The sequence below is a fragment of the Sandaracinobacter sp. genome (assembly GCF_041909755.1).
In the GTDB taxonomy this organism is placed as follows: domain Bacteria; phylum Pseudomonadota; class Alphaproteobacteria; order Sphingomonadales; family Sphingomonadaceae; genus Sandaracinobacteroides.
Map to the genome: position 1 here is coordinate 32368 of NZ_JAYRCW010000002.1, position 14418 is coordinate 46785.

Annotated in this window: 12 protein-coding genes; 3 read left to right on the forward strand and 9 right to left on the reverse strand. The window is 67.0% G+C overall.

Features of this window, described 5'->3' with window-relative positions:
- Position 1 precedes the first annotated feature (1 nt).
- From ACE3O8_RS00615 to ACE3O8_RS00640, 6 genes are read right to left on the reverse strand one after another with little or no spacing between them, the layout of a single operon-like run.
- Positions 2–694, reverse strand: coding sequence for an alpha/beta fold hydrolase (locus ACE3O8_RS00615; protein WP_374385678.1), 693 nt, complete (start codon positions 692–694; stop codon positions 2–4).
- Positions 694–1614 carry an NAD(P)-dependent oxidoreductase gene (locus ACE3O8_RS00620; protein ID WP_374385680.1) on the reverse strand — a complete coding sequence of 307 codons (921 nt, stop codon included), beginning with the start codon at positions 1612–1614 and terminating at the stop codon, positions 694–696. Before ACE3O8_RS00620 ends, ACE3O8_RS00615 begins: the two co-directional genes overlap by 1 nt.
- A complete protein-coding gene (gene eno, locus ACE3O8_RS00625) occupies positions 1611–2900 on the reverse strand; it encodes a phosphopyruvate hydratase (protein WP_374385682.1) in 1290 nt (429 codons plus the stop codon). The genes ACE3O8_RS00620 and eno overlap by 4 nt, the downstream gene beginning before the upstream one ends.
- The gene (locus ACE3O8_RS00630) at positions 2897–3865 is read right to left on the reverse strand and encodes a phosphotransferase family protein (protein WP_374385684.1); all 969 of its coding nucleotides are present in this window, start codon (positions 3863–3865) and stop codon (positions 2897–2899) included. The genes eno and ACE3O8_RS00630 overlap by 4 nt, the downstream gene beginning before the upstream one ends.
- Entirely contained in the window at positions 3865–4992 is a 1128-nt protein-coding gene (locus tag ACE3O8_RS00635) for an alpha/beta hydrolase (protein WP_374385686.1), read from the reverse strand. Before ACE3O8_RS00635 ends, ACE3O8_RS00630 begins: the two co-directional genes overlap by 1 nt.
- A gap of 26 nt (positions 4993–5018) precedes the next feature.
- Complete coding sequence (locus tag ACE3O8_RS00640) at positions 5019–6653, reverse strand: long-chain-fatty-acid--CoA ligase (protein ID WP_374385688.1); 1635 nt, start codon at positions 6651–6653, stop codon at positions 5019–5021.
- A 137-nt stretch (positions 6654–6790) separates the two neighbouring features.
- Here ACE3O8_RS00640 and ACE3O8_RS00645 point away from each other — a divergent pair, with 137 nt between their 5' ends.
- Positions 6791–7219, forward strand: a complete 429-nt coding sequence (locus ACE3O8_RS00645) for a MarR family winged helix-turn-helix transcriptional regulator (protein ID WP_374385690.1) — start codon at positions 6791–6793, stop codon at positions 7217–7219.
- Here ACE3O8_RS00645 and ACE3O8_RS00650 read toward each other — a convergent pair.
- The 3 genes from ACE3O8_RS00650 to ACE3O8_RS00660 all read right to left on the reverse strand — a co-directional run bounded on the left by ACE3O8_RS00650 (position 7216) and on the right by ACE3O8_RS00660 (position 10494).
- Complete coding sequence (locus ACE3O8_RS00650; protein WP_374385692.1) at positions 7216–7791, reverse strand: NADPH-dependent FMN reductase; 576 nt, start codon at positions 7789–7791, stop codon at positions 7216–7218. The two genes, ACE3O8_RS00645 and ACE3O8_RS00650, sit on opposite strands and share 4 nt — an antisense overlap.
- A 4-nt stretch (positions 7792–7795) precedes the next feature.
- Positions 7796–8302 (reverse strand): MarR family winged helix-turn-helix transcriptional regulator, encoded by a 507-nt coding sequence (locus ACE3O8_RS00655; RefSeq protein WP_374385694.1) that lies wholly within the window; start codon positions 8300–8302, stop codon positions 7796–7798.
- A 143-nt stretch (positions 8303–8445) separates the two neighbouring features.
- Positions 8446–10494 carry a TonB-dependent receptor plug domain-containing protein gene (locus ACE3O8_RS00660; protein WP_374385696.1) on the reverse strand — a complete coding sequence of 683 codons (2049 nt, stop codon included), beginning with the start codon at positions 10492–10494 and terminating at the stop codon, positions 8446–8448.
- A 242-nt stretch (positions 10495–10736) separates the two neighbouring features.
- Here ACE3O8_RS00660 and ACE3O8_RS00665 point away from each other — a divergent pair, with 242 nt between their 5' ends.
- The gene (locus tag ACE3O8_RS00665; RefSeq protein WP_374385698.1) at positions 10737–13337 is read left to right on the forward strand and encodes a TonB-dependent receptor; all 2601 of its coding nucleotides are present in this window, start codon (positions 10737–10739) and stop codon (positions 13335–13337) included.
- Positions 13338–13351: 14 nt separating this feature from the next.
- Entirely contained in the window at positions 13352–14416 is a 1065-nt protein-coding gene (locus ACE3O8_RS00670; RefSeq protein ID WP_374385700.1) for a tyrosine-protein phosphatase, read from the forward strand.
- Positions 14417–14418 lie beyond the last annotated feature (2 nt).

Below are 14418 nucleotides of genomic sequence, written 5' to 3' on the forward strand. Positions count from 1 at the left end.
CCTAGCCGTCGAGGAACGCCGCCAGCATCGGAACGACGATTTCGGGCGCTTCGATCGTGGGCAGATGCCCGGCCCCCGCAATCGTCTCCAGGCGGGCGCCGGGGATCGCGGCCAGCATCTCCTGCTGCTGCGCGTCTGTCGTGATGCCGTCACCCGCGCCGCGCAGCAGCAGCGTGGGAACCTTGATGTCCTTCAGCGCCGGGCGACTGTCCGCCCGGGCCATGATCGCGCGCTGCTGGCGCAGGAAGGTCTCAGCGCCGGTGTCGGCGGCCATCTGCCGCGCGATGCCCAGAAACCGCTCGTCGCTGCGCCGATGCTCCGGGAAAAGGATCGGAATGCGTTCCTCCACCACCTGATCGAAGCGGCCCGATTCCACCAGGTCGATATAGCCCTGCCGCCGCGCCGTCTGGGCAGGCCCGTCCGCCGAGGCGAGGGTGGCGATGAGGACGAGCCTGCGGACGCGGCCGGGGGCGCGGCGCATCACTTCGAAGGCGACAAAACCGCCCATGGCATGGGCGATCAGATCAAACTCCGGCGGGGCGGCGGCGAGCAGCCAGTCAGCGAAACCGGCAATGCTGTCGTCGTGCCGATTGTCGGCAAGGATGATGTCGCGCCCGGGCCAGGCATCGATCAGCGGCTGCCAGACGGCGTCGGTGAGAAGCTGGCCGGTGATGAGAACGACGGGACAGGACATTAGACCACCTGATGCAAAAGGGGTTCCGCGCCGAACAGGCGACGGCAGTTTTCATGGGCGACGGTCAGGCTCCGCACCAGCGTTTCCGGCGTCAGCCAGGCGATGTGCGGCGCCAGTACGACATTGGGCAGGGAGAGGAGCGGACTTTCGGCCGGCAGCGGCTCCTGCGCAAAGACGTCCAGCCCCGCCCCGCGCAGATGCCCTTCGGACAGCGCCTGCACGAGCTTCGCTTCGTCCACCAGTTCCCCGCGCGCCGTGTTCACCAGCACGGCGCCACGCTTCATCGCCAGCGGGTCGATCCGCCCGCGCGTCTCGTCGGTGAGCGGAATATGGAGGGAAAGGATGTCGGATTCCGCGCTCAGCTTCTCCTGCGGCCAATATTCGTAAGGCACGTCGCGCGAAGTGCGCGCGGTGTAGGCAACGCGCGCACCCAGCGCCGCCAGCGCCGGGGCGAGCCGCCCGGCGGAATGGCCGAATCCGACGAGGCCGACAGTTCGGCCCCCGATCTCGCCGACGCTGTCCAGTTCGGACGGATCCGCGGTCCAGCCCTCCCCTGCCCTTGTGCGCCGGTCGAAGAAGGGCGTGCGGCGCAGCACCGCCAGCATCAGCGACAGCGCCATCTCGGCAACCGCCTGGCTGTTGGTGCCGGGCATGTTGCAGACCGCCACGCCATGCTCGCGCGCGGCATCCAGCGCGATGGTGTTGACGCCCACGCCCAGCTTCTGGATCAGCTTCAGCTTCGGCGCGGCGGCAATCACCTCCCGCGTGACCGGCGTGAGGACATGGAGCAGCGCCGTCATCTCCGGCGCGACTTCGTCGAGCGGGGCGGCCTCATCGACATGGACGACGACCCCGGCGCCGAAGATGCGATCGACGGCGGCGCGAAATCCAGGGCTGGGTCGGGCGTGGAGGACGATCATGCCAGAGCCTGCGCCACCGGCGCGAAGAATGCCGACGCCCCGGCGAACTCGGCGTCGGCGCCCATGGCTTCCTCGATCCGCAGCACCTCGTTCCATTTCGCCATCCGCTCGGACCGGGTGAAACTGCCCACCTTCAGCTGCCCGGCGTTCCAGCCGGTCGCCAGATGGGCGATGGTGACATCCTCCGTCTCCCCGGAGCGGGCGGACACCAGCGCGCCCCAGCCATGCGCGACGGCGGCGTCCAGCGCGGCCTTTGCTTCGGTCACGGTGCCGACCTGGTTCACCTTGATGAGGGCGGCGTTGCAGACTCCGGCCTTCGCCGCCGCCTCCACCCGCGCGGCGTTCGTCACCAGCACATCGTCGCCGATCAGCTGCACATGGCTGCCGATGGCCGCATTCACCGCCGCCATCGTCTTCCAGTCGTCCTGGCCCGCCGGGTCCTCGATGGACAGGATCGGGTAGCGCTTCGTCCATTCGATCATACGTGCGGCCATGTCCGCGCCAGACAGGCGGCGCCCATCCAGCGCCAGCCGGTAGCCGCTTTCGTCGCCCAGTTCGTTGGCGGCGATGTCGAGCGAGATGAACACATCCCTATGGCCGCTCGCCTCGATGGCGCGGGTCAGCGTTTCCAGCGCATCCTCGTTCGAGGCGAAATTGGGCCACCAGCCGCCTTCGTCCGCCACGCCCGAAAGCGGCCCTTTTTCCTCCATCAACCGGCCGGCCGCCCGGAACACATCGTGGGTTATTTCCATCGCCCGACGGAACGAACCGGCCTTCGGGCACATCACCATGAAATCCTGCACGTCGGTGCGGCGGCCGGCATGCGCGCCGCCGCCGAAAATCTGGATTTCCGGCAGCGGGATTCGAACCTTGCGGCCCTGGGCCAGCCAGCGCCACAGCGGCTCGCGCGCATCGGCCGCAGCGGCGTGCAGCACCGCCATCGACACGGCGACCACGGCATTCGCCCCAAGCCGCGCCTTGTTGGGCGTGCCATCCAGATCGCAGAGCGCCCGGTCCACCGCCGCCTGCTCACGCGCATCCATGCCGGCGATGGCGGGGGCGATTTCGGCAGCGATCCCGGCGACGGCCCGGTCGACGCCAAACCCGCCGAAGGCCGCGCCGCCGTCGCGCAGGTCGATCGCCTCATGGGCCCCTCTCGACGCGCCGGCCGGGGCGATGGCGCGGCCCACCGCACCCGAGTCCAGCCGGACTTCGGCTTCCACCGTGGGGCGGCCCCGCGAATCCCAGAGGCGGCGGCCCGTCACCGTGGCGATGCGTGCGGTCATTCCAGTCCTTTCCAGTCCGCGACCAGCCGGTCGAGGGACGCAGGGCGGCGCAGCAGCGCCCGCGCCTGTCCGCGCACGCAGTCCCGGTGCGCAGGGTCGATGAGATAGGGCGCGGGGGATTTTCCCTCCACGCGGGCGAGAAGTAGGGCGGCGGTCAATGGGCCTGCGCGTTCGAGAACAGCGTCCGGCGCTTCCCAGTCGACCCGGCCCGCATAGGCTGCAACCAGCGCTTCGGCCGCAGGCCGCACGCCGCCCAGCCACACATGCTTCAGCAGCAGGTGCGTGGTGCAAAAGGCGAGGTCGAAGGCCGGATCGCCAAAGACCGCGCATTCGGCATCCAGAAACACCGGCCCGTCCGCATGGACGAGGATGTTCTTGGGGCTGACATCGCCATGCACCAGCGCGACCTTGCGGGCCGTCAGATCGTCGGCAATCGCATGAAGGACCGGGGCAAGTTCGGCGTCGGCACGGGCGACATGCAGGATGAACGGATCGACCCGCAGGGCGCGGAACATCTCGTCGGTCGGAAAGGCCGCGCGGTCCGCGTCGCTGAAGGCCGTCGCCGAATGGAGGGCGGCAATGCGCAGGCCCACGGCAGCGGCGAATCCGGGCGCCCCATGCCCAGCCACAAGCTCGTCCTTCCAGACCGGCGCATCGGGCAGGAAGCGCAGCACGAAGCCGTGGCCGGGCAGTTCGGCCAGCACCTCGGGTGCCATGCGGGGATCCACTTCGCGCGCCCGGCGCAGCCAGCGCACCTCGCTGGCGCCGCGCTCCACAGGCGCGCGCCAGTCCGCCGCGACGCGCAGCTTCGCCAATGGCCGCTTCACCACCACCGGCCCCTCAGCTGTCTCCAGCTTCCACACATCGCAGGAAACGCCGCCCGCCAACGGCACCAGCCGGGGCTCTTCCGCGCCGATCAGGCCGGCGCGGCGCAAACCCTCCACGATGCCGGCATCGGCCAGCATTACAGTTTCGACCGGATCCAGCTGCCCACGAGATCGGCGGCATCCTGTCGTTCGGCCAGGCTGTCCTCGAAATAGTGCGCGCCCGGAATCAGCTCCAGCCGCTTGTCGGCGCTGCCCAGGAAATCGAAGATCTTGCGGGCATCACTGGGGAAGACGCCCGTATCCGCCAGCCCCTGCACCACCAGCGCGGGGGTGTCGTGCTTCGCCAGATGCGGCGCGCCCTGGCAAGGCGATGTCTCAAGGCTCCACATGTTCAGCCAGGTCCGGATCATGTTGGCGCGGCCGATGCTGGGGGTGCGGTTGGCGATCTTCGGATCGCCGCGATAGCACCAGTTCGGCTTGCGGTCCGACGGATCGATGGACGGATCCACGCAGCGGACATCGCCCCAGCAGCGGAACATAGGGAACAGCCGGTCGGGCACCCCGGCCGCATTCAGCCGCGCCAGTTCCGCCTTCGCCCAATCGGTGATGCGCTGGTTCCGCGCGCGCTGGGCGGCACGATATTTCGCGATGAAGGCGTCCGAATAGGGCGGTCCGTTGTCGGGGTTGAAGGGATCCAGCTCCGGATCGGTCGCCACCGGATCATTCTCGTCGATCACCGAGGCGTCCATCCAGTCGGTCAGCACCTCCGGCCGCCCCTGGTGCGCGTTGAAGGAAATGTAGAGATCGCCCTTGATGAGCTGTGCCAGCGCATCCTGCCCCGCGCTTGGCAGACGGTCCGACAGGGTGGGCGATATGGCCTCGGCCTGATAGGCCCCCATCAGGGAACCGCCGCCGGAATTGCCAAGGATGACGATCCGCTCGACCCCGGCCTCCTCCTTCAGCCAGCGCATCCCCACGCCGATGTCAAGCACGGCATGTTCCAGCAGGAACTGGTCCTCCACCCCGCGATAGCGGGTGTTCCAGCCCAGAAAGCCGAACCCCTGACGGGCAAAATAGGGCGCGATATAATGTTCGGAAAAATCGACATTATAGTGGGTGGCGATGATCGCCACTTTCGGCCGCGTGCCCGATTTCGTCCAGTAGATCCCCTGGCACGGATGCCCGCCCGCCATGATGCGCGGCATGGTGGGCGATACCCGGCCAATGAATTGCGCGTCCAGCCCTTCGATCCCGTTCGGATCCATCCCACTCTCCCCGTGATTGCGTCTGTTCAGCGTGCGGCTTCGAAGGGCAGCCGATAGCCCGTCAGCCCGGCGCGGATGGCACGCTTGTCGATCTTGCCCGTCGGCCCCAGCGGGATCTCGTCGACGAACAGCACATCGTCCGGCATCCACCAGCGGGCAATCCTGTCCGTCAGATAGGCTTTCAGCCCCTCGGCATCGGCGCTGGCGCCGGGCTTCAGCTGGCACAGCAGGATCGGCCGTTCGTCCCATTTCGGGTGGGCGACGCCAACGACCGCGGCCAGCGCGACGGCGGGGTGGCCCGTGGCGATATTCTCGATTTCGATCGAACTGATCCACTCGCCGCCGGACTTCACCACATCCTTGGCGCGATCGGTGATCTGCATATAGCCCTCGGCGTCAAGGGTAGAGACGTCGCCGGTATCGAAAAAGCCTTCCGCGTCCAGCACATCGCCCGCTTCGCCGCCGAAATAGGCCGACGCGATCGTCTCCCCGCGGATCATCAGCCGGCCCGGCGTCTTCCCGTCGTGCGGCAGACGCCTGCCTTCGTCGTCCACCAGCTTCAGGTCCAGCCCGCACAGCAACCGGCCCTGTTTCAGCTTGTAGGCGATCTGCTCGTCCGCAGGCTTTGCCGCAACGCTGGCGTTCGGCACCGAAACGGTCGCCAGCGGCGAGGTTTCCGTCATCCCCCAGCCCTGGATCACGTCCACGCCATAGTCATCCCGGAAGGCGCGGATGATCGATTCCGGGCAGGCCGACCCACCGATCGTCACCCGTTCCAGCGTGGAAAATCTGTGGCCGCCATCGCGCATGTGCTGCAACAGCATCTGCCACACGGTGGGCACGGCGGCGGAATAGGTGACGCCTTCCTGCTCGATGAGATTGTAGATGGATTCACCATCCATCCGCTGCCCCGGCATCACCAGCTTTGCGCCGACCGCGGGCGCCGAATAGACGACGCCCCAGGCATTGGCATGGTACATCGGCACCACCAGCAGCACGGAATCGCGCGCGCAAAGCCCCAGCGCATCGCGTTGCAGCGTCATCAGCGCGTGGATGCTGTTAGACCGGTGCGAATAGAGGACGCCCTTCGGATTCCCCGTGGTGCCCGAGGTATAGCAAAGGCCGCAGGCGGTCCGCTCGTCAAAGCCGCCCCAGCGATACTCGGCCGGGTATCCGGCGATCCAGTCATCGAAGGCGGTCGCCGGATAGGGCGTTTCCGGCAACGAGGCGCGGTCGCAGAAGAAGATCACCCGCTCGATCGAGGGCACCTGCGGCAGCAGTTGCGCGACAAGATCGGCGCAGGCCGGGTCGGCGATCAGCAGCCGGTCTCCGGCGTGGTTGGCGATATAGGCGATCTGCTCCAGATAGAGGCGCGGGTTCAGCGTATGCAGCACGGCCCCCATGCCGCAGGCGCCATACCAGGCGGCGAGGTGCCGGGCGCTGTTCCAGGCGAGCGTCGCCACCCGGTCCCCCAGCCGGATGCCGGCATCGGACAGGGCGTTCGAAACCCGCTTCGCGTCGGCATGCACCGCCGCATAGCTGGAGCGGGTGACCCGCCCCTCCGCATCGCGCGAAACCAGCTCCCGCGTGCCGTGCCACGCGGCGGCATGGTCCAGAATCCGGTCCACCGTCAGCGGCACATCCTGCATCAAACCCAGCATGGCGGTGCTCTCTCCCCCCGGTTGCAGCCTTCCGGCCATTATGGAAAAAGATAGTATCCTAAGGAAATTGCCCTGACAACGCCGGCAAGGCGTCGCACGGGCTTGCGCCGCGCCACTGCTGCATCTAGCCCGTTCAGGTGCGTTCCGATCAGCTCATAATAGCCCTTTTCCAGCGTTTCTGCTGGATGGACGAGGGATTGCAGGCCGCCCTGCATGCGAAAGGCTGGCCGGATGTGAACCGGCCGCAGTCGATGGTGATGACGAATGTCGTCAGCGGCATCGTCCGCCCGTCCGAGATCGCCCGCAACCTCGGCATCTCGCGGCAGGCGATCCACAGCACGCTGGCGCAGATGGTGAAGCTGGGGATGATCGAGCTGGATGTCGATCCGCTTGATCGGCGCCACCATGTGGTGTCCCTCACGGAAAAGGGCGCCCGCATGCGCCAGGATGCCCAGCTCGCGATGGATGCACTGTCCGCGCAGATCGCCGGCGCGCTGGGGCCGGACCGATATGCCGCCATGATCGCCGGGCTTGAGGCCGACTGGGGCGAGAATATCCCCCGCTAGGCGGACAGCGCCGCCGCCACCTTCACCAGCCGCGCCGCCGTCATCTCCACCAGCGAGGCCGGCAGCGCCTCTTTCAGCGCGCCCGCCTCGTTGAAGGCGGAATGGGCGTTGGGCACCATCACCTGCTCCGGAATCACCAGCATCTGCACCGTCGTCAGGATCTGCCGCAGGTGCATCAGCCCGCGCAGCCCACCGAACGGGCTGATCGAGGCGGACATGATCGCCGCCACCTTGCCGCGATAGGCCGTCAGCGCGACGAGGCTTTCCGAACCGGTCGGGCGCGACGCCCAGTCGATGGCGTTCTTCAGCAGCGGCGACACGGACCCATTATATTCCGGGGACGCGATCAGCAGCCCATCCTGCGCGACCAGCAATTCTTTCAGCCGCAGCGCGTCGGCCGGGAAGGCATTTGCTTCCAGCGCAAGCGAATAGATCGGCAGGTCGAACGCGCCCAGGTCGATCTCGGTGACCTCCGCGCCATGCCCCCTGAGCGCCCGGGCCGACAGCGCCGCCAGCATCCCGTTGAACGATCCTTCGCGGGTGCTGCCCGCGATCACGGCAATGCGCGGCACCGGATCAGGCCCTCACGTCGGACAGGAATTTCAGCTTCGCCGTCTCGTCGGCCAGATTGGCGATCACCCGGCGCAACAGGCTCTGGAGGACATCGACTTCCTCGTCCGTCATGCCGCGCGTCGCGATCTCATGCACCTCGGCGTTCATCGGCGCCAGGATCAGCTCCAGCTTGCGGGCGTGCGGCGTCAGGTAGATGAAGGTCTTGCGGCGATCCTCGGTCGATTTCTTGCGGATGATGAAGCCGGATTTTTCCAGCCCGTTCAGCGCAACCACGGTCGTCGGTTCGCGCATGCCCACCCGCTCGCTCAGCTCGCGCTGGGTGATGCCGTCCTGCCGCCAGAGCTGGCGCAGGAACCGCCACTGCCCGGCAGAGACATCCTGCGTCAGCGTCCCCTGCTCCAGCAGGCGCGAAAACGACCGGAAGACGACGCGAGCGAGATAGCCGATGCTGTTCTCGGGATTTGTGTAGAACTCCGGCGGATGCCGAAACCGCTTCTCCGAACCAGCCAACGCCAACCCCCTCCTTCACCGCATGCGGCAGAATGCTTAGTTTGCTATGTTTATCGGCAGATGTCTTGCAGATTCTGCAAGCATCGCCAATCACAGCCCTGCATGCAATGGCCGGAGGGGGCAGCCGCCCTGATCGCGCCGGGTCAGCCGAAGGTGCGCTTCAGCGTCAGCGACATGGTGATATGCTCCTGCCGGGTCCGGAACGCGTGCAGGAAGGGCTCGGGGTTCGACCGATCGGGCGAGAAGAAGGTGCGCTCGCGGTAGAATTTCACGTCCAACAGGTTTTCCGCCCGCAGCGTCAGCGTGGTGCGCGGATCGGGCCGGAATTCCGCAAACGCTTCCACGAAGGGGTTCTGCCGGAAGTTCCGGTCCTCCTCGTTGCGGCGGAACTGGGTCGATCCGGGGTTGGAATAGCTGTCCACGCCCCAGGCGAAGCGGCCCAGATCCTGTCGGAACCCCGCATCCAGCAGCCACAGCGTATAGCCGCTGAAATGCCGGTCCTTCAGCGTGTAGGGATCCTGCACCTCGGTATCGACAAGCGAAAAGCGCATCGTCGCGCGGCCGCCGGGGATGCCCAGCCGTTCCAGCGGCACATCCAGGTTCAGCCGCGCAATGCGCATGCGGCCCGAACCCAGGTTTCCGGGTGCGTCCAGCCCGCCTTCCACGGGCACGCGATCCTGAACCTGCTGCACGAAGTTCATGCCCAGTTCGCCCCGGATCACGCCCGATCCCAGGATGGGCCGTTCCGCCGTCAGCAGGAATTCCCAGGCGGTCTGCGGCACCAGATCGGCATTGCCGCCGTTCACCCGGTCGTTCGTCAGTTCGGCTAGGCTGATGAAATCACCGAAGTTCAGCTGGTTGACGGTCCGTTCCGCCTTCGCCTGCAGCTGCCAGCGCCCGGTCCGCCAATCGAGGCTCGCCTTGGGCTTCAGATAGGACAGCGTGCGTTCAGCCGTCGCGTCGCCGCTGACGGTCAGGCGGGATCGTTCGAAGGTCAGCCCGAAATCGACGCGCAGGCCGTTCGCCAGCTTCCGCCCCATGTTCACGAAGGGCTCAACCCGGATCTCGCGGACGACTGCATTGGCCAGCGGAAGGTCGATCGGCGTCTGCCCGCCGTCCGCCCCGATCTCATACAGGTCAACCTCGCTGTCGAGCCGGTTCATCACCGCCTCCCCGCCCAGCTCGACCGACCAGCCGCTGGTTGACGGCAACGACCAGACGAGCCGCGCCACGCTTTCCGCTTCCTTCAGGTGCTGCAGCTGGGAAATCCCGCCCAGGATCTGGCCGGACGCCTGGTTCAGCACCAGCTCCTCCCGGTCGCGATCGGTGCGGGTGGCCAGCAGGATCAGCTTGATGGCCCCGTCGCCCAGCGGGCGCGTCACGTCGCCGCCCAGCTCGAACTGGCGGCCACGATAGTCCTGCTCCAGCACATCGTCGCGCACCTGCCCGCCCACGGGCGTCACATGGTTGGTCTGCCACAGCTGGAAGCGGCCGATGGCGAAGCGGCCGTTCAGATTGGCCTTCCGGTCTGTTCCGCCATCGTGCGACCATCCGAACGAGACATTCGCTTCCGGATCATGGGTGGCGTTGTGCTTGTCGCGCACCTCCACCAATTCCCCGCCGGGCAGCGTCGTCAGCACGTCGCGGCCGTAATCGGTGATCTCGTCATTGTTGTAGTCCAGCGCGACATTGAAGCTGGACCGGCCCCGCTTCAGCAGCGCCGATGCCTGCCCGTCCGCCCGGATCCTGCCTTCGAACGGCCGCCGCAGCCTCAGCTGGGCCGTGCCGGCGACGCCGGCATCCTCCGTCAGCACCAGGTTCAGCACCTGCGGGCGGCCCGCAAACTCCGCCCCGAAGCCATCGCCGGGCCCCACTTCCACCCGCAGCACCCGCGCTGCCGGGATCCTGCCCAGAATCGTCTCCAGGTCATCGCTCTTCGTGCTGGGGCGTTCCCCGTTGATCACCACATTGCCGGCCGCCTGCCCGAAGCCGCGCACATCCTGGTCGATATCTTCCAGCTGAAATCCCGGCACCCGCTGCACCAGCTGCAGCGCCGTCGCGGGCGCGAAGGTCGTGAAGAAGGCGGCCTGATAAACGGTGCGCGCGCCCACCCGTTCCTGGGCATGGCCAGCGGCGGGAAACAGGGCGCAGGCCAGCAGGGCCAACACCGGGCGGCCGACAAGGTTCGACATCTGAAGAAACATCCCCCCGAAATGGGTCATTCTGGTTGTGGCGGCCGTTCAACCTGCATTCGCGGGCAGGGGCAACGGCTGTTCGATGAACGCCGTTCGTCGGAAACAGATGGGGACTGCGACGTTTGTCGCACTGAAATCGGGCCGCAATGAAACGGTCTGAATAGTGTCTTCCAACAGCCTCCGTGCCGAAACAGTCGGGCGCTAGCGGCCCATCACTCACTCGAAAAGGGGCTCGCAAGATGGCTGTACTGTTCCCGCGTTTCAGGCTCACCGCGTCCGTCGCCGCACTTGGCGTCGCCATGATTTCCGTTCCGGCAGCCGCCCAGACGGCGCCCGCCGCGGATGAATCCGATGGCGAAACCATCACCGTCTATGCGCCGATCCGCGATGCCCAGGCGCTCGCCGTGGAAGAGCAGCGCAACGCCGACAACCTTGTCGCCATCGTGGCGGCGGACTCGATCGGCCGCTTCCCCGACCAGAACTCGGCCGCCGCGCTCGCCCGGCTTCCGGCGGTCGCCGTGCAGCGCGATCAGGGGCAGGAACGCTATATCCAGGTGCGCGGCGCCCCCAATCGCTGGACCAGCGTCAGCTTCGACGGCGTGCCGGTGATCGGCGTGGACGAAGGCGGCGCGACGCGCGCCTTCCGCTTCGATGCCGTGCCGTCGGTGATCCTGTCGTCGATTGCGGTCAACAAATCGCTCACGCCCGACATTCCGGCCGAAGCGATCGTGGCCCAGATCGACATGCGCACCTTTTCCGCCTTCGATGCCAAGGGGTTCGCGCTGTCGGGCGACCTTGGCTATGGCTGGATGGAGCTGGGCGGCGGCGAGCAGCGGCAGGGCTCGCTCAGGGCTTCCTGGTCGAACGACACCTGGGGTGTGATGCTCGCCGGTTCCCATTATCGCCGCGACCAGATCACCGACAACCGCGAGTTCGCCTATGACGCGAACGATGTCGTCAGCACCATGGACTTCCGCAACTATCTGCTGACACGGGAAAACAACGGCGCCTCCGCCGGCGTGGAATTCCGCCCGGCCGACGGGCAGACGCTGTTCCTGAAGGGCGTCTGGTCGGAATTCCGCGACCATGAGCTTCGCAACCAATATGTGTTCAACCTGGCAGGCGCACAGGCGGGCGGCGTGCGCGGAAATGATGCCGGCGACCTGGTGGCGGTGCCGGTGCGCGGCTCCCTCAGCGACGGCCGCTATTACAACAGCAACCTGATCCTGACAGGCGGCGGCGGCCATGAACTTCCGGACGACTGGAAGCTGGACTGGCGCGCCAACTACACCCGCATCCTCAACACGACCGACCTGCCGCTGATCCTGCAGAACCAGCAGTTCAACCGCACCTTCCGCCCCTCGCTCACCTACACGCGCGACGATGTGGACCTCCCGATCGTGCAGCTGTTCACCACCGTTCCCGGCGCGACCGCCGGCACCTATGCGCGCGGATCCGGCACGCGGGCGCTGAACCAGGGCGCCTTCGATCTGAACGTCGCCCTGCCGCTGGAATCCCGCATCGAAGCCGACAGCTGGACGGCAAAGGCCGACCTCGACGGCCGCTTCGGCGACATGCCGGTGCGCTTCGGCCTCCAGTATGACAAGCGCGACATCAGCGGGAATGTGCTGGCCACGTCCACGCAAGTGGTGGTGCCGGGGCTCCCGGCCGCCAGCTATGTCACCACGCGGCCCTGGCGCACGAATTTTCCCAGCGGCATGCAGTTCTTCTATGTCGACAACGCGCGCCTGCGCGGCGACCTCGAATCCGCACTGGCGCAACTGGAAGCGGCAGGCCGCTACAATCCGGACAACAATATCCGCCCGATCGATCGCTACGAGATCGACGAGAAGCTGTTCGCCGCCTATGCGCGGGCCACCTGGGAACTGGCCTCAGGCCAGATCGTCTTCGGCGCCCGGCTCGAAAATTTCCGCCAGACGTCGAGCGGGGTGGTGCAGGTGGGCGCGGTCTATGAGCCGCTCGATGTCTCGTCCGACCGGTGGGATCTGTTCCCCAGCGTCAACGCGAAGTTCGACCTCAGCGACGACATCGTCGCCCGCGCGTCGGTCCAGCGCGGGGTCGCCCGCCCCTCGTTCGGGCAGATCCGCGTGGGCGCCGCCATCAGCGACACCAGCATCCCGGGCACGGTGACAGGGGGCAACCCCTATCTGAAGCCGGAATACACCTGGGGGGCGGACGCCAGCCTCGAATATTATCTGCCCGGCGACGGGCTCGTCTCCGTCTCGGGTTTCTATCGCCGGGTGGAAAATGTCCTCTACGACAGCCGCGTGAAGGTCGGGGACGACCGCTACGACATCGATGGCATCGACCGGTCCGGCTATGATTTCATCTCCACCCTGAACGGCGACAAGGGCAAGCTCTATGGCGTGGAGCTGGCCTATCTCCAGCAGTGGACCTTCCTGCCCGGCCCGCTCGACGGCTTCGGCTTCCAGGGCAACATCGCCTTCATCGGCGGCAGCTTCGACACACCTGACCGCCAGGGCGCAGCCTTCCCCGGCACATCGGACACAGTCGTCAACGCCTCGCTGTTCTACGAGAAATTCGGCGTCTCGACCCGGCTGTCCTACCAGTGGCGGTCGGATTGGGTGGATACGCTGGGCGGCCTCGGAGTCGGCTCGGCGGGCGACGAGAAGCGGGCCGGCTATGGCAACCTCGACCTCGCGGTACGCGTGCAGGTCAGCGAGAACATCGGCCTGTTCTTCGACGCCAACAACCTGACCGACGAAATCTATGTCGCCTACCAGGGCGAGCGGGTGCGCCCGACCGAGGTCGAGCAGATCGGCCGCCGCTTCATGGGCGGCGTGCGCTTCAACTTCTGAACGGAGGGACGGACATGCGACATCATTTCCTGATTCCGGCCCTGCTGGCGCTTCCGCTGGCGATCGCCGCGCCGCTCGACGCCCGAAGCGAGGCGCAAGCGCCCGTCGCGCTGGCAAGCCGCGAGGGCAATATGGTCTCCCTGCGCTGGACGGGGCTGAAAGGCCCGGTGACCGTGTGGCAGATCCCGGCGGCCGACGCGCCGCCGGGGCGCGGACAGAAGCTGGCGGTCGCGGCCGGCGATTCCGCCACCCTCCCGGTCGCGCCCTGGCCCCGCGCCTATTTCCTGCTGAAGGACGCACGCGGACAAACGGTGCGAACCGCTGAGCGGCTGCTGCCGCTGGATGGCGGCAGCAACTTCCGCGATCTCGGCGGCTATCGCACGCTCGATGGCCGGGAAACCGCCTGGGGCAGCCTCTATCGGTCTGCCGTGATGTCGGGCCTGACGCCAGATGATTTCCAGCGGCTGGGCAAGCTCGGCATCCAGACGATCTGCGACTTCCGCGCCACCAACGAGCGGGCCCGCGACGCCGTGAACTGGCCCGAAGGCGTTCAGCCCACGGTGCTGGCCACCGATTACGGGCTGGATACCGGCGCGCTGGAAGCAATGTTCCGGGGCGGCCCCGTCACTGTCGAGGCAACGCGCAAGGCGATGGCCGGCTTCTATGCCCAGATGCCCTTCACCTTCGCGGATCAATATGCCCGCATGATGCGCGAACTGGTGGACGGGCGCAGCCCCCTCGCCTTCAACTGCTCCGCCGGCAAGGATCGCACCGGCCTCGCGGCCGCGCTGCTGCTGACAACGCTGGGCGTGCCCTTCGAAACGGCGATGGCGGACTATCTGCTGTCCAACCAGACCTACCGGCCCAAGCCGCCGTCCGCCGACGATCCGACGGCGCGCATGTTCGCCAGCCTCCCGCCGGATGTGACCCAGGCGCTGATGGGCGTGGATCGCAGCTATCTCGAAGCCAGCTTCGCCGCCATCGAGGCGAAGGGCGGAATCAAGCGCTATCTGGCGGAGGACCTGAAGCTGACGGACGCCGACATCGCGCGCCTCAAACAACTGTACCTCGTGGATTGACG